This window comes from Aurantiacibacter luteus, from assembly GCF_001010945.1.
GTDB classification, from domain to species: domain Bacteria; phylum Pseudomonadota; class Alphaproteobacteria; order Sphingomonadales; family Sphingomonadaceae; genus Alteraurantiacibacter; species Alteraurantiacibacter luteus.
The window spans coordinates 177,680-201,164 of sequence record NZ_LBHB01000001.1 but is presented as its reverse complement, the minus strand read 5'-3'; the positions used below and the strand labels follow the sequence as shown (position 1 = coordinate 201,164).

The 23,485-nt window shown below is 67.5% G+C and carries 22 protein-coding genes and 1 tRNA gene; 13 read left to right on the top strand and 10 right to left on the bottom strand.

The features are described 5' to 3' along the window. Positions 1-74: 74 nt before the first annotated feature. Both AAW00_RS14145 and AAW00_RS00935 read right to left on the bottom strand, forming a co-directional pair. Positions 75-1,790 (bottom strand): ABC transporter ATP-binding protein, encoded by a 1,716-nt coding sequence (locus tag AAW00_RS14145; protein ID WP_206539308.1) that lies wholly within the window; start codon positions 1,788-1,790, stop codon positions 75-77. 43 nt (positions 1,791-1,833) lie between these two features. Beyond that, positions 1,834-2,331 carry a lasso peptide biosynthesis B2 protein gene (locus AAW00_RS00935; protein WP_047002490.1) on the bottom strand — a complete coding sequence of 166 codons (498 nt, stop codon included), beginning with the start codon at positions 2,329-2,331 and terminating at the stop codon, positions 1,834-1,836. Positions 2,332-2,471: 140 nt separating this feature from the next. On the opposite strand from AAW00_RS00935, the gene AAW00_RS00930 reads away from it, so the two are divergent. The 4 genes from AAW00_RS00930 to AAW00_RS00915 are packed head-to-tail and all read left to right on the top strand — an operon-like array spanning position 2,472 to position 6,554. Beyond that, positions 2,472-4,442 carry an asparagine synthetase B family protein gene (locus AAW00_RS00930; RefSeq protein WP_162199403.1) on the top strand — a complete coding sequence of 657 codons (1,971 nt, stop codon included), beginning with the start codon at positions 2,472-2,474 and terminating at the stop codon, positions 4,440-4,442. Beyond that, positions 4,439-5,371, top strand: a complete 933-nt coding sequence (locus AAW00_RS14140; protein WP_052761704.1) for a hypothetical protein — start codon at positions 4,439-4,441, stop codon at positions 5,369-5,371. Before AAW00_RS00930 ends, AAW00_RS14140 begins: the two co-directional genes overlap by 4 nt. Then, on the top strand, positions 5,358-6,245 hold the full coding sequence (locus AAW00_RS00920) for a sulfotransferase domain-containing protein (protein ID WP_162199402.1): 888 nt from the start codon (positions 5,358-5,360) through the stop codon (positions 6,243-6,245). The genes AAW00_RS14140 and AAW00_RS00920 overlap by 14 nt, the downstream gene beginning before the upstream one ends. A 30-nt stretch (positions 6,246-6,275) precedes the next feature. Further along, entirely contained in the window at positions 6,276-6,554 is a 279-nt protein-coding gene (locus AAW00_RS00915) for a PqqD family protein (protein ID WP_047002488.1), read from the top strand. 16 nt (positions 6,555-6,570) lie between these two features. Here the strand turns inward: AAW00_RS00915 and AAW00_RS00910 are convergent, their stop codons facing one another. After that, complete coding sequence (locus tag AAW00_RS00910) at positions 6,571-7,587, bottom strand: DNA topoisomerase IB (protein WP_047003413.1); 1,017 nt, start codon at positions 7,585-7,587, stop codon at positions 6,571-6,573. A 166-nt stretch (positions 7,588-7,753) separates the two neighbouring features. Between AAW00_RS00910 and yghU the strand changes: the two genes are divergently transcribed. Both yghU and AAW00_RS00900 read left to right on the top strand, forming a co-directional pair. Beyond that, the gene (yghU, locus tag AAW00_RS00905; protein ID WP_047002487.1) at positions 7,754-8,623 is read left to right on the top strand and encodes a glutathione-dependent disulfide-bond oxidoreductase; all 870 of its coding nucleotides are present in this window, start codon (positions 7,754-7,756) and stop codon (positions 8,621-8,623) included. 46 nt (positions 8,624-8,669) lie between these two features. Continuing rightward, positions 8,670-8,744, top strand: a tRNA-Gln gene (locus tag AAW00_RS00900). A 12-nt stretch (positions 8,745-8,756) separates the two neighbouring features. On the opposite strand, the gene AAW00_RS00895 is transcribed toward AAW00_RS00900, so the two are convergent. Next, positions 8,757-9,986 carry a lipopolysaccharide biosynthesis protein gene (locus AAW00_RS00895; protein ID WP_052761702.1) on the bottom strand — a complete coding sequence of 410 codons (1,230 nt, stop codon included), beginning with the start codon at positions 9,984-9,986 and terminating at the stop codon, positions 8,757-8,759. Positions 9,987-10,066: 80 nt separating this feature from the next. Between AAW00_RS00895 and AAW00_RS00890 the strand changes: the two genes are divergently transcribed. Continuing rightward, positions 10,067-10,465, top strand: a complete 399-nt coding sequence (locus AAW00_RS00890; protein WP_047002486.1) for a VOC family protein — start codon at positions 10,067-10,069, stop codon at positions 10,463-10,465. Positions 10,466-10,540: 75 nt separating this feature from the next. Here the strand turns inward: AAW00_RS00890 and AAW00_RS00885 are convergent, their stop codons facing one another. From AAW00_RS00885 to AAW00_RS00860, 6 genes are all read right to left on the bottom strand, one after another. Further along, positions 10,541-11,215 (bottom strand): retropepsin-like aspartic protease family protein, encoded by a 675-nt coding sequence (locus AAW00_RS00885; protein WP_047002485.1) that lies wholly within the window; start codon positions 11,213-11,215, stop codon positions 10,541-10,543. 46 nt (positions 11,216-11,261) lie between these two features. Further along, positions 11,262-12,248 carry an L-histidine N(alpha)-methyltransferase gene (egtD, locus tag AAW00_RS00880; RefSeq protein WP_047002484.1) on the bottom strand — a complete coding sequence of 329 codons (987 nt, stop codon included), beginning with the start codon at positions 12,246-12,248 and terminating at the stop codon, positions 11,262-11,264. Next, entirely contained in the window at positions 12,248-13,507 is a 1,260-nt protein-coding gene (egtB, locus tag AAW00_RS00875) for an ergothioneine biosynthesis protein EgtB (RefSeq protein ID WP_047002483.1), read from the bottom strand. The genes egtD and egtB overlap by 1 nt, the downstream gene beginning before the upstream one ends. Before the next feature lie 107 nt (positions 13,508-13,614). After that, the gene (locus AAW00_RS00870; protein ID WP_047002482.1) at positions 13,615-15,429 is read right to left on the bottom strand and encodes a sensor domain-containing diguanylate cyclase; all 1,815 of its coding nucleotides are present in this window, start codon (positions 15,427-15,429) and stop codon (positions 13,615-13,617) included. 70 nt (positions 15,430-15,499) lie between these two features. Next, complete coding sequence (locus AAW00_RS00865) at positions 15,500-16,882, bottom strand: class II 3-deoxy-7-phosphoheptulonate synthase (protein ID WP_047002481.1); 1,383 nt, start codon at positions 16,880-16,882, stop codon at positions 15,500-15,502. A gap of 132 nt (positions 16,883-17,014) precedes the next feature. Continuing rightward, positions 17,015-19,942, bottom strand: coding sequence for a M16 family metallopeptidase (locus tag AAW00_RS00860; protein WP_047002480.1), 2,928 nt, complete (start codon positions 19,940-19,942; stop codon positions 17,015-17,017). A 128-nt stretch (positions 19,943-20,070) separates the two neighbouring features. Between AAW00_RS00860 and AAW00_RS00855 the strand changes: the two genes are divergently transcribed. The 6 genes from AAW00_RS00855 to AAW00_RS00830 all read left to right on the top strand — a co-directional run bounded on the left by AAW00_RS00855 (position 20,071) and on the right by AAW00_RS00830 (position 23,482). Next, entirely contained in the window at positions 20,071-20,652 is a 582-nt protein-coding gene (locus AAW00_RS00855; protein WP_047002479.1) for a NifU family protein, read from the top strand. After that, entirely contained in the window at positions 20,649-21,242 is a 594-nt protein-coding gene (locus AAW00_RS00850) for a malonic semialdehyde reductase (RefSeq protein ID WP_047002478.1), read from the top strand. Before AAW00_RS00855 ends, AAW00_RS00850 begins: the two co-directional genes overlap by 4 nt. A 31-nt stretch (positions 21,243-21,273) precedes the next feature. Continuing rightward, positions 21,274-21,900 (top strand): tRNA (adenosine(37)-N6)-threonylcarbamoyltransferase complex dimerization subunit type 1 TsaB, encoded by a 627-nt coding sequence (gene tsaB / locus AAW00_RS00845; RefSeq protein ID WP_047002477.1) that lies wholly within the window; start codon positions 21,274-21,276, stop codon positions 21,898-21,900. Beyond that, positions 21,897-22,325, top strand: coding sequence for a ribosomal protein S18-alanine N-acetyltransferase (gene rimI, locus AAW00_RS00840; RefSeq protein WP_047002476.1), 429 nt, complete (start codon positions 21,897-21,899; stop codon positions 22,323-22,325). Before tsaB ends, rimI begins: the two co-directional genes overlap by 4 nt. A gap of 155 nt (positions 22,326-22,480) precedes the next feature. Then, the gene (locus AAW00_RS00835; protein ID WP_047002475.1) at positions 22,481-22,957 is read left to right on the top strand and encodes a Ros/MucR family transcriptional regulator; all 477 of its coding nucleotides are present in this window, start codon (positions 22,481-22,483) and stop codon (positions 22,955-22,957) included. A gap of 93 nt (positions 22,958-23,050) precedes the next feature. Beyond that, on the top strand, positions 23,051-23,482 hold the full coding sequence (locus tag AAW00_RS00830) for a Fur family transcriptional regulator (protein ID WP_047002474.1): 432 nt from the start codon (positions 23,051-23,053) through the stop codon (positions 23,480-23,482). The last annotated feature ends 3 nt before the right edge of the window (positions 23,483-23,485 follow it).

The following is a 23,485-nucleotide window of genomic DNA, read 5'->3' as shown; positions in this document are numbered from 1 at the left end:
TCTGACTGTATCCCTGCTTTCACGCCTTCCAATCTAGCGTCGGGGAACGTTTTGGCAACAAGGGAAAGGGCGGATCAGGCGATCTGCGCCACGCCCTCGCTCACCGTTATGCGCTGATCCGCGTGGGCGACGGCATTCAGAGAGTGCGAGACCAGCAGCACCACGCGCGACCCGATCTCCTCTTTCAGCCGCCCGACGATGCGGCGCTCCAGTTCCGCGTCCATCGCCGAGGTCGCCTCGTCGAGGATGACGAGATCGGCCGGGCGCAGCAATGCCCGCGCCAGGCACAGGCGCTGGCGCTCGCCGCCGGACAGGCGCGCTCCGCCATCGAGCAGGGGCTCGTCGAGGCCGGCGGGTAGCCGCCGCACGATATCGTCCGCCGCGGCCTGCTCCAGCACCTGCCACATCCGTGCGTCGTCCGCCGAGAGATTGGGCCAGAGCAGGTTCTCGCGCACCGTGGCATCGAACAGGAAGGGCTCCTGCGGGGCGAAGCTGACGCGCGACTGCCAGGCGGCGCGAGTGGCGGCATTGAGCGCCAGATTGCCGCGAGAGACCGTGCCCGCGGCGGGCAGGTGGAGGCCTGCGAGCAGCTCGACGAGGGTGGACTTGCCCGCACCGGACGGCCCGCCCACGTGAACCAGTGTGCCCGGAGCGAACGACAGCGCCTCCGCGCGGACCAACGTTACCGTCTCGCCCGCCTCGTTCGCCACGTCGACGCGCACGTTCTCGGCCCTCAGCGGTTCTGTCGGCGCGGCGAACGTGTTGGCCGTCGTGTCTTCCCCCACCGTTGCCGCCGTTTGCGCGCGACGCAATTCGTCCTCGGTCGCCCGGATCGCCTCGAAGGCGGGCAGCGCGTGGGCGAGCGACTGGATGCCGGTGAGCGTGGAAACGAGGTTCGGCGCCAGGCGCAGCACGATGGCCGCCATCAGCACCAGCTCGCCCCCGTCCAGCCCGATGGCCCCGTAACCCAGCAGCAGCACCGCGAGCGCGGCGACCGAGGCAATGAACTGGATGGCGTTGCGCAGTCGCCCCTGCTGCATGACGAAATCGACCGAGATGCGACGCGTTTCGACGATGGAGGCAGCGAAGCGGCGGCTCAGCTCGTCCTCCGCGCGGGCAGCCTTGGCGGCCTTCATGCCGTCGAGAAAAGTCGTCGTCTCGTGCATTACGCCGCGATTGGCGAGGTTGAGCGTGCGCCCCAGGCCGTGGCTGCGCCGCGCCCAGACGGCCGCCACCAGTCCGCCGGCCGCCGTCAGCACGATCAGTGCCAGACCCAGCTCCACGCTGACCACGAAGGCCGAGGCGAGATACGCAATCGCCAGCACCAGCATGACGACGCCGCTTGTGAGGAACCGCATGACTTGCCCCAGCCGCGCGACATTGGTCGTCATGGTGTTGAGCAGCTCCGCCTTGCGATAGCGCTTGATCACCGGCCAGTCCGCATGGGCCAGCAAGGCGAAGAAATCGAGCCGGATGCGGTCGACGAAACCCTGCGAAAGCTCCATCAGCAGGATGTCGCGGCGCAGCAGCACCACGGCGCGAAGGGCGACCAACACCGTGAAGACCACGCCCATCCCGGCCAGCTGCTCGATCACGCTGGTGAGGCCCAGACCCTCCATCCTTGCCGAAAGCCATGCGGTCACGCCCGATGGCGCCCCCGTATCGCCGGCGAAAATCGTCTCCGCCACGGGAATCAGCAGCACCAGCCCCACGCTTTCGAGCACGGCGGCGAGCGCGACGATGGTCAGCGTCCCGATCACCCCGTCGCCGGCATAGTTCCAGATAGCCACCAGCAGGTCGCGAAAGCTGCCCCGGTCCCGGTCTGTCGCGGGCTCAGCCGGCATGGGCGCGGGCGTCGTCGGCAGCGCCGGCAGCGCCGGCAGCGCCGGCAGCGCCGGCGCGGCGGCGGAAGGCGAGGAACTCGGCGCGCTCCGCACCGCCGGTGATCACCGCCTCGCCCACCATCAGCCAGGCGTGGAACAGCAGCCCTTCCTCGGGCTCGCCGCGGCGCGAGCCAATGATGATGCGCGAATCGATGCCGCGCCGCGCCAGCGCCCAGCGCCCCGCCATCGCGCGCGGCAGGCACACGGCCTCGAACAGGCGCAGGCGATCGGCTACGCGGTTGACATCGCGGCCGATGTATTGCGCCTGCTTAATCTGCTCGGCGCTGACCTCAGGCCAGTCGGCAGGCCTGCGCTCGCCGTCGATGGGCCCCAGCAGCGCCTTCCACCGGCGAAAGGCAACGAAGCGGATCAGGAACCGCGCGAAGGCGAGCGACAGCCACAGTTCCAGTTTGAACAGGCTTCTGCGAAAGGCTCGATAGGGGCTCATGTCAGCCGATGGCCTATACGGCCAATGGCGCGGACGGCAACATTGCGCTCTTCATCTGCACGCATCAAGGCGCGGAAAGCAGGCGCAGTTGCCGACATGCCCCTTGTCTTGGTGGCGCCGGTCTGGGTATGCGCGCGGCCATGTCCGCCATCGGCGCAATCTTCCAGCGAAACGGCGCGCCGGTGGGCGAAGAGGATATCGCGCGCATGGCGGGCGGCCTGGCCCTGCATGGCCCGTTGGAGCAGCGATATCGCCGGCTCGGCGCACTCGCTGGGTGCTGGACCAAGGGCACAGAGTTCACGCCGGAAGATTCCTTTGACGAGCAGCCCATCGTCGCCGGCGAGACCGCGTTCCTCTTCACTGGCAGGCTGGATTACCGCGCCGATCTTGCCCGCGCCCTGGGTCTGGCAAGCGAAGAGGCGCGCGCCATGCCCGACAGCGCCATGGCCCATGCCGCGTGGCAACGATGGGGCCGCGACGGCCTGCTGCGCCTCGAGGGGAACTGGGCCTTCGTGGTGCTCGATGCTGCCAGGCAGGAGCTGTTCGCCGCCAAGGCCGCGTTGCAGGGGCCGCCGCTGGTCTATCACGAGAGCGCGCAGCTGTTCGCCATCGCCTCGGCCCCGCGCGGACTGTTCGCCCTTCCCGCCATCCCGCGCGAGGTCGACGAGCAGCGCGTGGCAGATGTGATGATCCTCAACTACGAAGATAGCGCGCGCACCTTCTTCAAGGGCGTGCGACACCTGCGGGCCGGGCACTGGCTCGAGGTGACCCGAGAGGGCCTGCGCACCGAGAGCTACTATTCGTTCGACGATCTCAAACCCGTCCGCTTCGCCCGCGACGATGAGTACGTCGAAGCGCTCGATGCGCTCATGCGCGATGCCGTGGAAGCGGGCATGCGGGCCAGGGTCACGCCGGCCACCACGGTCAGCGCCGGGCTCGATAGCTCGACCGTATCGGTCTATGCGCTCGAGGCGCTGGGGCGCGGCGTACACGGCTTTACCGCGCCGCTGCTGGGCTTCACCCATGTGCCCGGCAAGGACTGGGACGGCCGGACCTACGGCGCGGGCCGCCTCGGCGACGAATCGGGCCCGGTCCGCGCGCTGGCCCGGATGTATCCGCAGTTCGACGTCACCTTCGTGGATGGCGAGGGGCTGCCGATCGACCACGGGCTCGACGACATGATCCGCTATTCGGAGATGCCGCCGTTCGGTTGGAACAACCTCCACTGGGGGCAGGAAATCGCCCGGCGCACCCGAGAGGCGGGGCGCAGCGTCCTGCTCGGCGGGGCCAGCGGCAACCGCACGATCTCGTTCACGGCTCGCAACGTCTTCCCCAAGCTGTTCAAGGAGCTGCGCTGGGGCGAGATGCACCGGGGCCTGCGCCAGCTCGACTGGCAGCAGGGGATGCTGAAACGGTATTACCGTGCGGTCTTCAGCCCGCTGATGCCTGCCGGCGTGAACAAGGCGATCGCCCGGCTGCGCGGCGACCTGTCGCACGCGGGTTACACGGGTTTCTCGGCGATCAACCCGGCATATGCCAGCGACATGCAGGTCGCCGAGCGCGCGCGCGAGATGGACTGGGACGACAGTTACACCACCATCGCCAGCCCGCAGGAACTGCGCCGCCAGATGACCTTCAACGGCAATCGCGAGCAGAACGCGCTGGCCATGCTCGCCGGGCAAAGCATGAACAAGGTCGACCATCGGGATCCGCTGGGATGTCGCCGCATCACGGAGTTCTGTGCCGCCATTCCCGACGAGCAGTACCTCAACGAGGGCACCGATCGCTGGCTGGCGCGGCGCCTGATGAAGGACCGCCTGCCGCCCGAGATCGTCGATCTCAAGGTGCGCGGCCGCCAATCCGCGGACTGGCACGCGCGCTTCACCAAGGATATCGATCGCTACCGCGATGAGATCGAGCGCGCTGCCGAGGATCCCGAGATGGCCCATCGCTTCGACATCCCGCGCCTGCGCCGCCTGTTCGACACCTGGCCCGAACGCACGCCGCTGACGGCGAACGATCACCCGGATTACCTCATCGCGATGGTCGGCCTGGGCCGCGTGATCGGGATGTCGCGATACATCAACTGGGCGAATGGAAAGAACCAGTGAAAGACACGCCCTTTACCGTCACGGCCGATCTCGATCTCGGCACCCGCGTCGCCCCCTACCTGCGCGGCGAGGGCGCAGATGTGGTCGTGGCTGAGGGCGCGGTGCCCGACAGCCTCGGGAATACGAGCGACGGGGGCGTCGCCTACGAGGTCGACGGTGGTCGCTTCCTGCTGCACGTGCCGGGCGGCGCGAGCTTCCTTGTCGAGGACGGCAGCCGCATAACCTATAGCCGCCACGGCGCCTCCGACCGTGACGTGGCGCTGTTCCTGCTGGGATCGGCATGGGGCGCCCTGTGCTACCAGCGCGGCCTGTTGCCGCTGCACGCCAGCGCGGTCTATCACGAGGGCCGGGTCCACGCCTTCACCGGCCAGTCCGGAGCGGGCAAGTCCACGCTCGCCGCCGCGCTTTCCGACCGTGGGCTGGATTTCTTCACCGACGACGTGCTGATCATCGATCCCGCCGAGCTCTCGCAGGAGAGCGCGCCGTGCTATGCCGGGCAGAAGGACATGAAGCTGTGGGCGGACGCGCTCGAGCTGACCGGTTCGCAGAAGATGGGCGCGGTGCGCGACGAGCCTGGGTTCGAGAAGTTCTTCGCCCTCCCCGGCAAGACCGAGACGGTCGGCTGCGGGCACCTCGCCAGCCTGTTCATCCTGAAGAACGAGAACGCGCGCCGCGACCGCGAGCCGGTGGCGATCGAGCAGGTGACGGGGGCCGAGGCGCTCAAGAAGCTGCGCGAGAGCGTCTACCGCATCCGTTTCGGCAACGCCATCATGGGTCGTCCCGCGCTGTTTGCCGCGCTGGCCCGACTGATTGCGGCCGTCGAGGTGAGGACCTTCGATCGGCCGTTGAAGAAGCGCGAATTCGAGCGCAGCACCGCCTTCATGGCCGACTGGATCCGCGACGACGGTGCGCGCCGTGACCGGGCCTGACCGGGGCGATATCGGCGTGCCGCATTCGCGGCCCGACCGAAACCTCGTCTGGCTCACCTCCTTTCCCAAGTCGGGCAACACGTGGACGCGCGTGCTGCTATCCAACCTGACCGCGCGCGAAGGGATCGACAACGACCGCTTCGTCAGCATTGCCGGTTCGATTTCCTCCAACCGCGCGGCCTTCGACCAGGCGTCCGGCCTGCCCTCGTCGGACCTGACCGACGACGAGATCGACCTGCTGCGGCCGGGGTTCTATCGTGCACAGTCACGCGATGCGCTCGTCCGGATATTCGTGAAGGTTCACGATGGTTACCACGATAGTGGCAACGGCGAGCCGCTGTTTCCCGCCGATTGCAGCGCGGGAGCGATCTACCTTGTACGCCACCCTTTCGACGTCGCGGTGTCCTATGCCAACCACCAAGGGCACACCGATTACGACAGGATCGTGCGGCAACTTAACGACCCTGCGCACATAATGGCCGGCGGCAGCAAGGCCCAGCTGCGGCAGAGGACTCTCGGCTGGCGCGGTCACTACCTCAGCTGGCAACGCCAGGACGAAATTCCCGTGCTGACCGTCCGGTACGAGGACATGCTGGCGGACACTGCCGGCGAGCTACGACGCATGGCGCAGTTCCTTGACCTCCCCGAGGCCGGGGACGACGCGTTGATTGCCGAGGCGGTGGCCGAGAGCAGTTTCGAGCGCCTGCGCGCCAAGGAGGACGAGCACGGCTTTCGCGAACGACCCGAAGCCACCGGTCGCTTCTTCCGCGCGGGGCGTGCCGGAGACGGGTGGAATGTCCTGAGCGCGGCGCAGCGCCAGGCCTTGCTCGACGTGAATGGCGATGTGATGGAAGAACTCGGCTACCGGGCCTGACCGGCAGCCGCGACGAGATAGGATGACAGCGTGCAGATCGACGACGATACCAGGATAAGCAAGACCGAGAATTTCGTGGAGACTGTCGTGGACGACGAAGTGGTGCTGCTGCACATCGTCAACGGCCAGTTCTACAGCCTGAAGGACACCGGGCGCGCGGCATGGGAAATGCTCGAGGCCAATCCGCGGTTCGGCGACCTGGTAGCGGCGATGCGCGAAGCCTACGACGTGGACGAAGCGGTTTGCCGCGCAGAATTGCAGACGCTGATGGGCGAGCTTTCCGAGCGCACGCTAGTCGAGGTCGGCTGACTGAAGCCGGGCGGTCTCAGGCCGCCTTCAGGTATTGAAACGCCTCGGGCCCCTGCTCGAGCATTTCCAGCAGGCCGAGCTCGTACTGGTTCAGGTGCGTTTCCGGGCGCGGCAGCTTCAGGTTCGCCCGCCATTCTTCCTGCCGCGCGACCAGTTCGATCACGGCGGGATGGATGTAGCTCTTGCGGGTGACGGCGGGCGTGTTGCCGAGGTGATCGGCCACGCGCTGCAGCACGGCCTTGATCGTCAGCTTTTCCTCCGCCTCCGCCAGCATCCGGAAAGCCATGACGCTGGCGTGCCAAGTGCGGAAGTTCTTGGCCGAAAAGGCGCCGTCCATCTTTTCGCGCAGGTAGGCGTTGACGTGGCCGGAGTTCACGTCCTGCGGCTCCCCGTCGTCGCCGACCCAGGCGAACAGTTCTTGCTCGTTCAGGTCCTGCAACTGGCGCACCACGCGCGCCAGCGATGCGTCCGACAACTTCACGTCGCGGTCCTTGCCGCCCTTGCCCACGAAGCGCAGGCGCAGCGTCTTGCCCGTCACCTCGGCATGGCGCTGTTGCAGGGTCGTCGCCCCGAAACTCTGGTTGGCCTTGCTGTAACAGGTGTTCCCCACCCTGATCGCGCCGAGATCGAGCAGCTTCACGACCGCAGCCACCGCCCGGTCGCGCGTCAGCTTGGGCGAGCGCATGTCCTTTAGCACCCGCTCGCGCAGCGCCGGCAGCGCGCGGCCGAAGGCAGTGCAGCCGTCGAACTTCTCGCCCTCGCGCCAGGCGCGGAAATCGGGGTGGTAGCGATATTGCTTGCGCTCCTTCGCATCGAAGCCGGTGGCAAGGATGTGACCGTTAGGCTGCGGGCAGAACCATTCCTTCCGGTAGGCGGGCGGCAAGGCGATGGCGTTCAGGCGCTTGCGCTCCTTCGCGTTGCGGATCAGCTTGCCCTCGCAGTCGTAGTAAGCCCATCCCTTGCCCGAACGCTTGCGGGTGATGCCGGGCTGGCAATCATCGACGTAGACGATGTCGGTTGGACGGGAGGCCATGATAGGTGGCGTAACGACCTGATCTGGCAGGCGGTTCCGCAGGCTGGACCAAAGGCCAGCCGTCTTGCGATAAAGCGCGGCCGGCAGGCTGGTAAACATACGCTTGCTTGCCGCACCGGCATGGGAGCTTCATCTCGCCGGCAACCGACCCTTGCAGGAGCATCCTATGGCCGACCCCACCTACACCCCGCCCGCAGTCTGGCAACCGAGCGAGAACGGCGGCAAGTTCTCCGGCGTCAATCGACCCACCGCGGGCGCCCGGCACGAGGCCGAGCTGCCGCAGGGCGAGCACCCGTTTCAGCTCTATTCGCTCGGGACGCCGAACGGGCAAAAGGTGACGATTATGTTCGAGGAGCTGCTCGAGGCCGGGCACCCGCTGGCGCAGTACGATGCGTGGATGATCAAGATTTTCGACGGCGAACAGTTCGGCAGCGGCTTCACCGCGCTCAATCCCAACGGCAAGATCCCGGCCCTTCTCGATCGCTCGGGCGCGACGCCGTTCCGGGTGTTCGAGAGCGGGGCGATCCTGCAGCACCTGGCCGACAAGTTCGATTTCCTGCTGCCCAGGACCGGAGCGGCGCGGGCCGAGGTGCTCAGCTGGCTGAACTGGCAGATGGGCTCCGCACCGTTCATCGGCGGCGGCTTCGGCCATTTCTACGAATATGCGCCGGAGAAATACGAATACCCCATCAACCGCTACGCGATGGAGACCAAGCGCATCTTCGATGTCGCGAACAACCGGTTGGCGGAGAGTGAGTACCTCGCCGGCGAACTCAACATCGCCGATGTCGCGGCCTATCCGTGGCTCGGCGCGCTGTGGCACGGGGCCTACAGCAATGCCTACAGGTTCCTCTCGTTGCACGAGGAGTATGAGCATGTGGGTCGCTGGGTGAAGGCGCTGGATGCGCGGCCCGGTTTCATCCGCGGCCGCATCGTGAATTCCAAGGCCATGCCCGAACGCCATTCGGCCGCCGATTTCGACGCGGTCGAGGATCGCAGCCTGTTCGAGCCGGTGCGACACCGCGCGGACTCCTAAGCCGGTTGCGGCGGCGGCGCGTTACGCTATAGGAGCCCGCGCCTGCTGGGGCGTAGCCAAGTGGTAAGGCATCGGTTTTTGGTACCGACATTCGCAGGTTCGATCCCTGCCGCCCCAGCCAGCCTTTCCGAGACTAACCGCGCATCCGCCGGGTGAGCACGGCAAGGGCCGTCACAGTCACCAGGCTCGTGCCCAGGATCACCAGCGCCGCGCCGGTCACGCCGAACCATTGGAGCAGCCAGGGCAGGCTCAGCAGGCCGATGGTCAGGGGAATGGCGCGGGTGACGAAGTTGGCGATGGCCCGCCCGCGCGCGACCAGCAAGGCCTCGAGGCTCGCGCCAACCAGCTCGATCGAGGCCGCGCCCGCCAGTACGATCATCGGCACCGTCGCCGCCACGAACTCTCGCCCCGCCACCACGATGATGATCCATTCGCCCAGCACCAGGCCGAGCATTACTACCGCCACGCCGGTCACCACCGCGATGCGGACGATCTTGCCGACCAGCGCGCTGGCCGTGTCGGGATTGCGTACCAGTTCCGGATAGACGGCGCGCAGCAAGGCCTGCGCCAGCTTCAGCAGCCCCTCGCCCAGTTGCGAGGCGACGCGGTAGATGCCCGCCAGCGCCGCACCGCCCAGCACGCCGACCAGCAGCACCAGCAACTGACGGCTGGCGATCGCGAGCGAGGCGGTGAGGCTGGTGCCCCAGACGAACCCCCAGGCATCCGGATGCTCGCGTGGCAGGCGGGTCAGGCTGATGCGCGCGAGGTCTATCGGCTCGGTCCGAGCGGCGAGCCACCAGTAGACGACGGCAGTGGCGATCTCGGCCACCCCCCAGACGAGCAGGAAACTGAGGATCGTCGGGTCGAGAAACATCACCAGCACTGCGCCTGCGGCCCTGACCATACTCGTCGTCGCGTCGGCATAGGCGGCGCGGTCGTAGCGGTCGTGCAGGCGCAGCAGGCCGGTGGGCGTGGAGCGGATCGCCAAGAGAGAGGCGACGGTGAAGGCGAAGGTCGGCCAGCGAAGTTCGGCGGGCAGAAGCAAGGTGTTCGCAAACAGCGCCAACGCCAGCGCCGCGATGACCACGCCCGCGGCGATGGCGGCGAAGTCGAGGGCCACGGCGAACCCGGTCGCGGTGCGCCGCCCCCCCTCGTCCTGCCCCCAGCGGATGATCGCCTGCCAGGTCTGGAAGCTGCAGAAACCCGCCACGATCTGGGCGAAGGTGAAGGCGATCACGAATAGGCCGAAATCGTCGGGCCCGAGCAGCCGCGTCGCGATGGCGAGGTAGACGATGCTGAGCACCGCATTCACGCCGCGCGCGCCCATCAGCCAGCCGGTATTGGTCAGAGCGCGCCGCAGCATATGCCAGCGCCCCTGCCCGCAATCGCGGCGAATTGCAAAAGCGGCGTGGGGCGATAGACCTGGCTGCAAAGGAGCCTGTCATGTCCGATCACGCGCTGCGCCTCGCCTTCATCAAGCTGAACGTGCCGCAGATGGCCCCTGCGCTCGCCTTCTGGCAGGCGGCAATGGGTTTCGAGGTGAGCGACACTTTCGACGAGGACGACTTCCTCGAACACATTCTCTCGCTGCCGGGGCAGGAGGAACAGCACCTGATGTTGGTCGAGCGGAAGGTGCCGCTCGCGATTGATATCGGCACCGGCCACGGCCCGTTGGGCTTCGTCACCCACGATGTACCCGCCGCGCTGGCGCGCGCTGTGGCCGCCGGGGCAAAGGTCGAGATGCCCCCGACCGAGGTCGCACCGGGGCTGACGATCGCCAAGTTCGTCAGCCCGCAGGGTCACGAGGCCGAGCTGGTGCACCAGAAGCCGAAGTGCGACTAGCGGGGCATGGACCCGCCGCGCGGTCGCTCGCGGTGTAGTTTGGATACGCAGCTTTGCCCCTGTCCGGCGGTCAGGTTATTCGGCGGTTTCGAGCGGCGGCTGCGGATGGTTGGGCGTGAGGATCAGTTCGCCCTGCTCGATCCGCACGCTGGCGAGGCGGCTCAGAAGGTTCATGCCGATGACGTTCGTTTCGCCCAGCCCCGGCGCGATCACCGCGTCGAGCCCGCGGGCGGCCACGTTGCCGAAGCGCAGTTCATCGACCGTGGCGAGCTGCGCTGCGACCGTGCCGTTGGCGGTCTGCAGCTGGATCGGCAGGCCGCCGTCGCGCGGCTCCAGCCGGGCACGCTCGGCGGTGCTCTGCGACACCGCGGTCAGCGTAGCCCCGGTATCGACCATGAAGGCGGCGCGCTGGCCGTTGATCTCCGCCTCCAGCCAGAAATGCCCGTCGCGCGCCAGCGGAATGCGCGTCTCCCCGCCCTCCACAACCTGCGCCGGCAGGCCCAGTTCGGGCACGGCGAGGTCGAAGCGCGGGTCGAGCCGCGACAGCTGGAGCACCACCAGCAGCAAGACGCCCACCAGCGCGAGCGTGCTGCCCATCCGCATCAGCCGTCCAAGCCACGGCACCTTGCCGACAACCAGCGAGCCCAGGAGCCCCATCAGCATCGCTGCCATCGCCGCGATGAGGAGGTTCGACTGCGAAATCCCGCGGATAGAGTGCGCCAGCTGGTCGAAGACGGGGGCGAGGTCCATGCGCCTTATATAGTTCCGATTTCGCGCAATGCGATGCGCCGCCTCGTCAGGGCGCGCTGCGCGCTATAGCGGCGCGCGCGAGGACGAGCGAGAAGCGCTCCGCCTCGTCGGTCCAGCGCTCGACGGGGGTCCAGTGCCCCGCCAGCAGCATCATGTTGCTGCTGCGGGCGTCGAACTTGTGGCTGTTCTCGGTATGGATCGTCTCCCCCGCCGTCATGGCGAATGGGCGACCGGCCACCTCGAAGGAAACATCGCGCGCGGCGACGAGGTGCATCTCGATACGGGCGTAGAGGTCCACCCAGCGCGCCTCGTGGCGGAAGGCATCGACGGGGATCGTGCCGCCAAGCTCGCGGTTGATGCGGGTGAGCAGGTTGAGGTTGAACGCCGCGGTCACCCCGGCGGCATCGTCGTAGGCGGCCTCCAGAACGGCGCGGTCCTTGATGAGGTCCATCCCGATCAGCAGCAGCGAGCCGTCGCCGAGCGTGGCGCGCATGTTGCGCAGCAGGTCGACCGCCGTGCGCGGAACCATGTTGCCGATGGTCGAGCCGGGGAAGAACCCGAGCTTGGGCAGGTTCCCCACCGCGCCGGGCAGCGCAACCGGCTTGGTGAAATCGGCCTCCACCGGATAGACCGGCACCTGCGGGAAGCGGGCGGCAAGGTCGGCGGCGGCGGCGCGCAGGAAATCGCCCGAAATGTCCAGCGGAACGTAGGCGGCGGGATCGATGGCCGAGAGCAGAAGCGGCGTCTTGACCGACGAACCCGAGCCGAACTCCACGACCGCCCTGCCCGGCCCGATCAGCCGCGCGAAGGCCTCGCCTTGCGATCGCAGGATCGCGGTCTCGGCGCGGGTGGGGTAATACTCCTCCACCTGCGTGATGTCCTCGAACAGCTGCGACCCGCGCTCGTCGTAGAACCAGCGCGCGGGGATCGCCTTCTGCCCTTGCGAAAGGCCCTTCAGCACGTCGGCGCGAAAGGCGCGGTCCACGCCGTCCTCGTCGAGATCGACGAGGCGGATGCCATCTGCGTCTGCCATCAATTGTCCTTTGCCAGCCGCAATCCGGTGAATTGCCAGCGTTGCTGCGAATAGAAGAAGTTGCGGTAGCTGGGCCGCGAATGGCCGCGCACCGTGGCACAGCTGGCGCCTTTCAGCACCCATTGTCCGGCCATGAACTTGCCGTTGTATTCGCCGACAGCCCCCTCGACCGGCTGGAAGCGCGGATAGGGCAGATAGGCGGACCGGGTGAACTGCCAGACATCGCCGAAAAGTTCTGGCGTGCCGACCGGCAGCGGCGGACAGGCGGCGTCGAGCTGGTTGCCCGCGTCGGCGGCGAAGCGCGAGGCATTGTCGGGTGCATCCTGCCCGCGGGCCACGGCCTCCCACTCGAATTCGCTCGGCAGCCGTGCGCCTGCCCAGGTGGCAAAGGCATCGGCCTCGAAAAAGGAGATGTGGCACACCGGCGCGTCCGCGTCGCGCTCCTGCCAGCCGGCGTGGGTGAAGTGCTCGCCATCGCGCCAGTAAAGCGGCGCGGCCACGCCCCGGCGCTGGACCCATGCCCAGGCATCGGACAGCCACAGGCGATGGTCGGAATAGCCGCCGTCGGCGATGAACTGGACCCATTCCCCATTGGTCACCAGTCGCCGCGACAGGGCGAACGGTTCGAGCAGCACGCGGTGTACCGGTCCCTCGTTGTCGAAGGCGAAGCCGCTCGCCTGGTGCCCGACGCGGGCGATGCCGCCGGGGTGGCTGATCCAGCCTTCACCTTGCTTCGCGGTATGCGTTTCGCCTTTGTCCCACATTGCCGGGCCGAGGGGGTTCTTGAAGAAGGCGTGCTTGATGTCCGTCAGCAGCAGTTCGATGTGCTGCTCCTCGTGAGCGATACCGAGCGCGACGAGTTCGGCCACGCGCGGATCGTCCAGCAGCGGCTCCATGGCCGCGTTCACATGGGCGCGCCAGTCCAGCGCATCGGCCAGCGTCGGCCGCGTCACCAGCCCGCGTTGCCCGCGCGCGATGCGCTCTCCCTCCGCCTCGTAGTAGGAATTGAACAGGAACGGCCAGCGCTCGTCGAACAGGCGATAGCCGGGCACGTGGTCGCGCAGCAGGAAGGTTTCCCAGAACCAAGTGGTGTGGGCCGCGTGCCATTTGGCGGGAGAGGCATCGTCCATCGACTGGATGGTCGCATCCGCCTCGCTCAGCGGCGCCAGCAGGTTTTCGGTGAGCGCGCGCGTCCGGCGAAAGCGGTCGGCCAGGTCTTCGGCCGGAGCCTGATGGAAGCGTTCGCTCGGCTGGGGCAAGGCCCTCTCCTGTCGTCAGCGGATCGTGGGCTGGATGCGGGCATGGCGCAAACGCCGGGGAATTGAAACCCCCGCCTTTGGTCGATTGATGTGTGTTAAGCGCACGATCAGGCGGCGCGGCGCACCTGGTTGCGGCCCAGCGCCTTGGCTTCGTAGAGCGCGGCATCGGCTCTAGCGAGCAGATCCTCCCCGTCGTCGCCATTAGCGAACTGCGCCAGACCCACGCTTATGGTCACATCGGGCAGCGCCGATCCCTCGATCCCGTTCTCCACCGCCGCGCGCAGCCGTTCCGCCAGCATTCGGGCGGTGTTCGCATCGACACCGGGAAGCAGCCACACGAATTCCTCGCCACCGATGCGCCCGACCACATCGCCCTGCCGCGCCTGCCGCCGGGCGAGTTCGGCCACCTGCACGATCACCTCGTCCCCGGTCTGGTGGCCCCAGGTATCGTTGACGGCCTTGAAATGGTCGATGTCGAACATCAGCGCGGTTAGCTTGCCGCCGGTATCCTCCGCCACGTCGACCATCGTTTGCAACCGCGAGAAAGTGCAGCGACGATTGGGCAACTGGGTCAGCGCATCGGTGTTCGCCAGCTTCTGCGCCTCTGCCGCCAGACGCACCGCCCGGCTCTTGGCAAGTTCGAGCGCCTGCTCGCGGTGGGTCTGCTCGGTCACGTCGATGGCGACGCCGAATATCGCGGTGCGCCGCCCTGCCATGTCGAATTCGTTGAGTACGGAGATGCGCAGGATGCGCTCAGGTCCCTCGGGCGGCTTGATGCGATAATCGAACTGGAACGGCTCGCGATCGTGAACGTGCTTCTCCAGCTCGTCGAACAGCTCGGCACCGCTATCGGGCAGCAAGTGCCGGATATCGCCGGGATCGGGACCAAGATCGGCGGACAAGCCGTGCAGTTCGAGCATCCGCTGCGACCAGTCCTGCGCGCCGGTCCTGAGGTCGAGGCGCCAGCGCCCGATGCCGGCCAGTTCTTCCGCCAGGTCGAGCATCATCAAGGTTTCGTGCATCGCGGCATTGCGGCGAATGAGCTGCAGGTGCAGCGCCTCGGACTTCATGAGCATGGCCGAGATCGGCAGGGCCGTCGCCAGCAGGGTAAGCAGCCAGGACTGGATGAGAACCACGGCGTTGCCGCGATCGATCTCGACGTAGTGGACCGGGTTCTCGCCACCCAGGCTCAGCGCGGTCGCCACGGCAACGTAGCTGAGCAGAGTCGTGCTGATGGCGTTATGGCCGTATCGCACCGCCACCCCGACCATCGCCGCGACCAGCAGCGGCATCAGTGCCACGCCCTGCAAGGTCAGCGCCAGGCCGCACAGCACGGCGCAGCCGATGGTCACGAGCAGGTATTCCGTGTCGACTGCCACCAGCGCTTGCAGGCCGCGGCGCGTCAGGCGCTCACGCAGTTGCAGCAGCGCGGGCGTGGCGATCAGGATGCCGAGGACGTTGGCGAGGAACCACCACCCGAACTCCGCCATGGTCTGCTCGGCACGGAAGGGAATGGCGATCAGCGCGCCGACGAGGCAGCTCGCCAGCGCTCCGCCGAAAAGGCCGACCACCTGCATGGTGCGCATCGGCACGCCCAGGCGGCTGCCCAGCGTGCGATAGCTCAGCCAGGCGCATAATACGGACTGCACGCTTGCCGAGACGGCGAGGGCCAGCGCGGGAAGCGCGCCGATGCCGCTGGCCATCACGCTTACCCACATGACCGGGAAAAGCAGCAGCACGAGCTGCGGCCAGTGGCGCCGCCGGGTGTAGCGGAACCCGGCCACGGCCACGCCGCTGGGGACCCACAGCAGCAGCACTGCGCCAAGGCCATCACGCAGCGCAAAGGTGCACAGCGCCGTCGCCGCCCAAAGCAGCGCCGTCAGCCCCGCGTCGCGGAACGAATTTGCCCTGTCTGCGAACACGCCGTTCCCCTGCCTTCGCGGCAGGGTCTAGGCCGTCAGGGTAAGAACCTTGGGCGACAGGCCTTAGGGGTTATTCCGCAGCGGCGCGGTGGGTTTCGGCCAGTTCCAGGTTGAGCATCTCCGCCAGCAGGAAGGCCAGTTCCAGCGACTGCGCGGCGTTGAGACGCGGGTCGCAATGGGTGTGATAACGGTCGTTCAGCCCCTCGTCGGTGATGGCGACGGCCCCGCCGGTGCATTCGGTCACGTCCTGGCCGGTCATCTCCAGGTGGATGCCGCCCGCGTGCGTGCCCTCGGCGCGGTGGACGGCGAAGAAGCCGCGCACCTCGGCAAGAATGCGCTCGAACGGACGGGTCTTGTAGCCGCTGTCGGCCTTGACGACGTTGCCGTGCATCGGATCGCAGCTCCACACCACCTGATGCCCCTCGCGCTCCACGGCGCGCACCAGCGGCGGCAGGCCTGCCTCCACCTTGTCGTGCCCGAAGCGGCTGATGAGCGTGATGCGTCCCGGCTCGCGCGCGGGATTGAGCGTATCGAGCAGACCGAGCAGCACCTCCGGCGCCAAACTCGGCCCGCACTTGATGCCGATGGGGTTGAGCACGCCGCGCAGGAACTCGACGTGCGCGCTGCCCTCGAACCGGGTGCGGTCGCCGATCCACAGGAAGTGGGCGGAGGTATCGACCCAGTCGCCGGTCATCGAATCCTGCCGCGTCATCGCCTGCTCGTAGGGCAGCAGCAACGCCTCGTGGCTGGTGTAAAAGCTGGTCGCCTTGAGGTGCGGATCGCCCTCGATGTCGACCCCGCAGGCCTCCATGAAATCGAGCGCCTCGCCGATGCGGTTGGCGATGTCCTGGTACTTGTCGGCCCAGGGGCTGCGACCCATGAAATCGAGCGTCCACCTCTGCACTTCGCGCAGGTTCGCATAGCCGCCCCCGGCAAAGGCGCGCAGCAGGTTGAGCGTGGCGGCCGCTTGCGAATAGGCGCGCACCATCCTTTGCGGATCGTTGCGACGGCTCTCGGGGGTGAAGTCGATGCCGTTGACGTTGTCGCCGAAGTAGCTCGGCAGCGTGACCTCACCTTGCGTTTCCGTGTCGGAGCTGCGCGGCTTGGCGAACTGCCCGGCCATGCGCCCCAGCTTCACCACCGGCATCTTGCTGGCAAAGGTGAGGACGGCGGCCATCTGCAGGATGACGCGAAAGGTGTCGCGAATGTTGTTCGGGCTGAACTCGGCGAAGCTCTCGGCACAGTCGCCGCCTTGCAGCAGGAACGCCTTGCCCGCGGCAACATCGGCCAGCTCCGCCTTCAGCCGCCGCGCCTCGCCCGCGAAGACGAGCGGCGGAAACCCGGCGAGCGTGTCCGTCGCCCCGGCCAGCTCGGCCGCATCGTCATAGGCGGGCAGGTGCTTCGCGGTGAAGCGGTCTGCCTGCCAGCTCTCGGGGGTCCAGTCGTGTGCCACGTCGTCTCGCCAATCGTATCGGCGCCCTCCCCGCCGGGGCGCGTTCGGTCAGCGATGCGGGGAAGCCCCGTCCCTACAGAGCGCGAAACCGCGCCGCAAAGGTTACTTTCGATACCTTTGCGAAGCTGGTCTTTAGCGGCCCGAGGCGGTCGCCCCCGCAGGTGCACCGCCCTGCGGCACGATCTGGAGACGCCAGCCCGGTCGCGCGGCGAGATAGCGCTGGGCCAGTGCCTGCAGCTCCGCCGGGGTCGCCTCGTCGACGTCGCGGAAGATCGAGGGCAGGTAGACCAGCCGGTTGGTATCGAAGGCCGCGCCCTGCAACTGGTTGAGCCAGAAGGTGTGGCCGGTCTGCGCGCGCAGCAGATATTGCCGCGCGGGCTCGACCACGCGCTCCAGCTCGTCAGCCGTCGGGCCATTGGCGGCGAGGTCGGCGGCGATTTCCTCCGCCTCGTCGAAGAAAGCGGGCAGCAGCGCGGGCTCGATCTGCACCAGCGCGAACAGGTAGCCACCATCGCCGCGGTCGAGCGGCCAGCTGGAACTGGCGAACGGGGTGTAGGCCGCGCCCGCGCGTTCGCGCAGGCCGTCGAGCAGGCGGTTGGAGAAGACCTGCGCCAGCAGGTCGAGCTTGCGGCTCTGCACGATGCCGTCCGATCCACCGCCCAGCGGCCAGGCGATGATCGCCGCCGACTGGTCGGAATCGCCGCCGTGGGTCAGCGTGGTGGTGGCGGCCGCACCGCCTTCGGGGAAGCTGGCGGGCGGCGGGGCGATGGCGGTCATCGGTACCCGCTCGGGCAGCGCGCCGAAGGTGCGGCTGAGCGCGTCGATGGTCGCCTGCCGGTCGATGTCGCCGAACACGTCGACCTCCACCGGGCCTTCGGACAGCAGCCGTTCCCACACCGATCGGAACTGCGCCGGGGTGGCGCCACGCAGGGTGGCCGGATCGGAGGTGGCGTAGCGCGGGTCACGGTCGTGCAGTAGCCATTCGAGGTCGCGGTTGAGCACGCCGTTGGGATCGCGGCCGTAGCTGTCGTAGGCGATAAGCGCGGAGGCCCTCGCCCGCTCGAACGGGGCCGGGTCCCAGCTCGGCATGGCGAGCTTGGCGGCGAACAGGTAGAGCTGTTCCTCGAGGTCTTCCTGCCGCGTCAGCCCCTGGAAGGTGAACACGCCGTCGCCGACCTCGAAGTCGAAGCCGACCTTCAGATCGGCCGCCAGCCGGTCGAGGTCGTTCTGGCCGAGCGGGCCGATGCCGGAGGTGACCAGCGCCATCTCCCCCAGTTCGGCATAGACACCCTCGTCCGCGCCGACGCGGGCCATGCCGCCGCCGAAGCGGACGCGCACGGTGATGCGGCCGGGTTCGTTGTCGCGGCCCATGATGAGCGCGCGCACGCCGTTGGCAAAGGTCAGCCGCTCGGTGCCGAGCACGCCCAGCGGCTGCACCGCGGTGGGGGCGGCTGGCTCGCCGATGGCGGGCAGGTCGGCGAAATCGATCGCGGCGGTATCGTCACGCGCATCGCCGCTGGCGACCGCAGTGGCCGAAAGCGCGGTGCGCAGGTCCGCCACGGTCACCTCGCCCGGCTCGGGCGCCATCATCACGGCGCGGATCACCTCGCCCTGGAACAGTTCGCGGGTCGCTTCCTGCACCTGCTCGGGCGTGAAGCGCGGGGCGATGGAGCGGAACACCTCGAGGAAGGTCTCTGGGCTGGCCACCGCCTCGCGGATGTCGACAGCATTGGTAATGTCGTCGGCGAGCGCGGAGCCGGCCTGGATGCGCGACTGCTCCACGCTGTCGACGAACGCGACGTCGAAGCCGGCCACGGCCTGGTCGATCTCCGCCTGCGAGGGCGGGCTGGCGACGGCATCGGCGATCACGCTGCGCACGTCGGCCAGCGCGGCCTGCCAGTCCTCGGTCAGCGGGGCAAAGGTAACGAAGGTGCCGTCCACGCTGCGGCTGATCTTGTCGCGCTGGACGCCGGCGAACAGGAACGATCCGCCCGCCCGCGCGCGGTTCTCCAGCCGCCGGTTGACCACGGCGGCGGCAACGTAGCCGAGCAGGTTCTGGCGGTTGTATTCGAGGTTGTCGACGACCTCCACCCACGGGCGCATGATGGCATAGGTCAGCCCGCGCGGCTGGCCCGGCTCGACGATGACGGCCAGTTCGCCCACCGGGTTCGCCGGATCGGCGCCGGCGGGCGCGGCGGGATCGCCGAAGTCGGGTGCCGGGGTGAGCGGTCCCTCGCCCCGCCAGTCTGCGAAGTTGCGTTCCACCATCGCGGCAAGCACGCGCGGATCGGCATCGCCGACCAGCACGACGACCGCGTTTTCCGGGCGATACCAGCGGCGATGAAAGGCGCGCACGCTCTCCTGCGTCGCCGCCTCCAGCGCCTCGACGGTGCCGATGGGGCTGCGCTCGGCCAGCCGCTGACCGGCGAAGAAGACCGCGGTCGTCTGATCGGCCACGCGCCGCTGAGGCCCTGCGCTCTCGCGTCGCTCGGCCAGCACGATCGGCAGGTCGGCGGCGAGGTTGGCGCTCGAAAGTGTGGGCGCAGTCACCATCCCGGCGAAACGATGCACGCTGTCGTCCATGCTGGCGCGGTTGGCGTTGGGCAGGTCGAGCTTGAAGGTGGTCGCGGTGGGCGTGGTCGTGGCGTTGGTATCGAAGCCGAAGCTTGCCCCCAGCCGCTGGAAGTGCGGAATCGCCTCGCCCGGGCCGAAGGTGCTGCTTTCGCGGAAGACCATGTGCTCGAGCAGGTGGGCATAGCCGCGCTCGGAATCGCCTTCGTGCAGCGACCCCGCATCGATGCGCACGCGCAGCGACATCTGGCACGGCGGTACGTCGTTCTGCCGCACGGCGTAGCGCACGCCGTTGGGCAGTTCGCCGAACAGCCAGTTCTCGTCGACCGGGATATCGGTGCCGCGGTAGATCCACGGATCGTCGGGACGCGCGTATCGCGGCTGGTCGGCCTCGCTCGCCGTGACGTGGCAATCCTGCGCCAGGGCGGGCAGCGGCAGGAGGATGGCGAGGGGTAGGAGAGCGCCGGCAGCGCGCGCGAGGAATGTCATGGTGCACCAACTGTCGGGCGAGGAATGAAGGTCTGGTGAATGGTGCCCACGATTGCTTGTGGCAAGCCCAGTTTCTCTTGGCCCGCATGGCCTTGCCCCGCCCGCTGGCGAGCCCTACATCGCCAGCCATGTTCATCGAGACCGAAACCACGCCCAACCCGGCAACGCTCAAGTTTCTTCCGGGCCAGCAGGTGATGCCTTCGGGCACCCGCGATTTCGCCACGCCCGAGGAGGCCGAGGCCAGCCCGCTGGCGCAGGCGCTGTTCGACACCGGCGAGGTGACGGGCGTGTTCTTCGGCGGCGATTTCGTCTCCGTCACCGCCGCGCCAGGGGTCGCCTGGAGCGATCTCAAGCCGCAGGTCGTGGCCGTTTTGCTCGACCATTTCGTGTCGCAGGCACCGTTGTTCGCCGGCTCCGGCACGGGCAACGGCATCGCCGTCCCTCCGGAGGATGCAGGCGACATCGGCAATGACGAAGGCACCGAGGACATCGTCGCCCAGATCGAGGAGCTGATCGAGACCCGCGTACGCCCGGCCGTCGCCAACGACGGCGGCGACATCCGCTATCGCGGCTTCCGCGACGGGGTGGTCTACCTCGCCATGCAGGGCGCCTGCTCGGGCTGCCCCAGTTCCACCGCCACGCTGAAGCACGGCATCGAAGGCCTGCTGAAGCATTACGTCCCCGAAGTGAAGGAAGTGCGCGCCGCATGACGAATACCGTATCCGACGAAGGTCTCGACCTGCTGTTCCGCGAAGCGCGCAGCATGAACGGCTGGCTCGACAAGGAGGTCAGCGACGAGCAGATCCACGCGATCTACGAACTGCTGAAGATGGGGCCGACCTCGGCCAACCAGCAGCCGGGCCGCTTCGTCTGGTGCAAGTCGAAGGAGGCCAAGGAAAAGCTGGCCGAGACCGCGAGCGAGCAGAACAAGAAGAAGATCCTGACCGCGCCGGTGTGCGTGATCATCGGCTACGATCTCGACTTTCACGAGGAGCTGCCCTGGCTCTTCCCGCACGCCGATGCCAAGAGCTGGTTCGAGGGCGACGAGGCCGCGCGCAAGGAAAGTGCGTTCCGCAACTCCGCGCTGCAGGGTGCCTACCTGATGCTGGCGGCGCGCGCACTGGGGCTCGATTGCGGACCCATGTCGGGCTTCGACCAGGACGCGGCGACCAAGGCGTTCTTCGCCAACCAGCCGCGCTACCGCGCCGACTGGATCTGCTCGATCGGCTATGGCGATCGCTCGACCATCTTCCCGCGCAGCCCGCGCCCGGAATTCGATACCTTCAATAAATTGCTTTGATCGCTAAAGGCGTCCCGATGGGACGTTTCGCGTGAAGACTTTGGCGATAGATTGCGCGACCGAGGCCTGCTCGGTGGCCCTGTTCGATGGCGACGTGCTGGTCGAGGGGCATTGCGAGCCCATGCGCCGCGGCCATGCAGAGCGGCTCGTGCCGATGATCGCCGAGTTGCCGGAGCGCGGGCGCGCCGACCGGCTGCTCGTCTCGCTCGGCCCCGGCAGCTTTACCGGAGTGCGCATCGGACTTGCCGCCGCGCGCGCGCTGGGGCTGGCGTGGAGCGCCGAGGTACTGGGCTATCCCACGCTGGCGCTGGTCGCCGCCATAGCTCGCAGCGAGCGACCCGGCGAACCCGTCAGCGTGGTCATGGAAGGCGGACATGGCCAGTGGTTCGTGCAGAACTTCGATGCCGCCGGCATGGCCGAGGACGCGGTGCAGTCGCTCGAACCAAAGGCGGCGGAAGTGGCGGCGCGCCACCGCTTCGCCGCGGGTACGCGAGCACTAGCGATGGCGGTCATCCCGGGCGGAAAGCTGCGCGACGGCGTGCCGGTGGCCCCTGATGCGCGGCAGGTCATGCTGCTCGATGCCGCGCATCACACCGGCGACCTCGCCCCGCTGTACGGCCGTGCACCCGATGCACGCTTGCCCGGCGCCCGGCCATGAGCGACGATATCGACACCATCATGGCGGTGATGGATGACGCCTTCGACCCGGTCTACGCCGAAGCGTGGACGCGGGCACAGGTGCTCGATGCGCTCGTCTTTGCGCACACCCATTACATCCTCGCCGAAGACGGTGCGGGTTTCGTCCTCTCGCGCACCGCGGCGGACGAGGAGGAGCTGCTGCTCATCGGCGTGCGTCCCGCGGCGCGAGGCAGGGGTGTTGGAGCAGCGCTGATGCAGCGTTTCATCGAAAAGGCGCAGGCACGGGGCGTGAAGCGCGTATTCCTCGAAATGCGCGCGGGCAATCCTGCCGAGCGACTCTATCGCAAATTCGACTTCGAACAGATCGGCCTGCGCCGCAATTATTATCGCCGTGCCCAAGAAGGGCCGATCGATGCCATTACTTTTGCAAGGTCAATAGATTGATAGCTTGCCGATACCGAAACGAGACAATTGTTCAACAATAGATTCGCAAACACCAAGCCGTTTGGAGTTGAAATACGTCCGAAACGGATGTTAGGTGGCAATGTCAATGCCGGTGGACGCGCCACGGGCAGCAAGAACTGTCGCAAGGGCCAAGGATGGACACCACCGAATCCGGTACGAACGAGATGCTGATCACGCTGACGGCAGACATCGTCACCGCGCACGTCGCCAACAACAACGTCGAAGTGGGCGACCTGCCCGCGCTTATCCAGAGCGTCTACGGCGCGCTGGACGGTCTTGGCGGCGGCGCCGCTCCCGCCGAGGAACGCCCCGAGCCTGCCGTTTCGGTCCGCGCCTCGGTGAAGAAGGATCACATCGTCTGCCTCGAGGATGGCAAGAAGATGAAGATGCTCAAGCGCCACCTGATGACCGACCACGGCATGACGCCCGACGAATATCGCGCTCGCTGGGGTCTGGCTTCCGACTATCCGATGGTCGCGCCCGACTATGCCGACAAGCGCCGCGATCTGGCCAAGAAGATCGGCCTCGGGCGCAAGCCGGGCGAGAAGGTGGCGAAGAAGGCACCCGCCGCCGCAAAGAAACCCGTAGGCCGGCCGAAGAAGGACGCCTGACACGCTTCTTCACGGCTTTTTGCCAGCAAACTTGAGTGAAACGCCCGGCGGCTCTATGCCTTCCGGGCGTTTTCCCTTTCGGACGGACAGAAGTTGCAGCAGACCATCGACCTCGAAGCCCTGTGCGCCGAACGCGGCCTTCGCATCACCGACCAGCGGCGAGTGATCGCCAAAGTGCTGTCTGAAAGCACCGACCATCCCGATGTCGAGAAGCTGCACGAGCGTGCTGCCGCGATCGATCCCAAGATCTCCATCGCCACCGTCTATCGCACCGTGCGCCTGTTCGAGGAGGCGGGCATCCTCGACCGCCACGATTTCGGCGACGGCCGCGCCCGTTACGAGGCGGCACCCGAGGCGCATCACGACCACCTGATCGACGTGGAAACCGGCAAGGTCGTCGAATTCGTCGATCCCGAGCTGGAGGCGCTGCAAAAGGTCATCGCCGAGCGGCTCGGCTACCGGTTAGTGGATCACCGGATGGAACTTTACGCCGTGCGTCTCGACCGCGACGACAAGAAGGGCTGATCC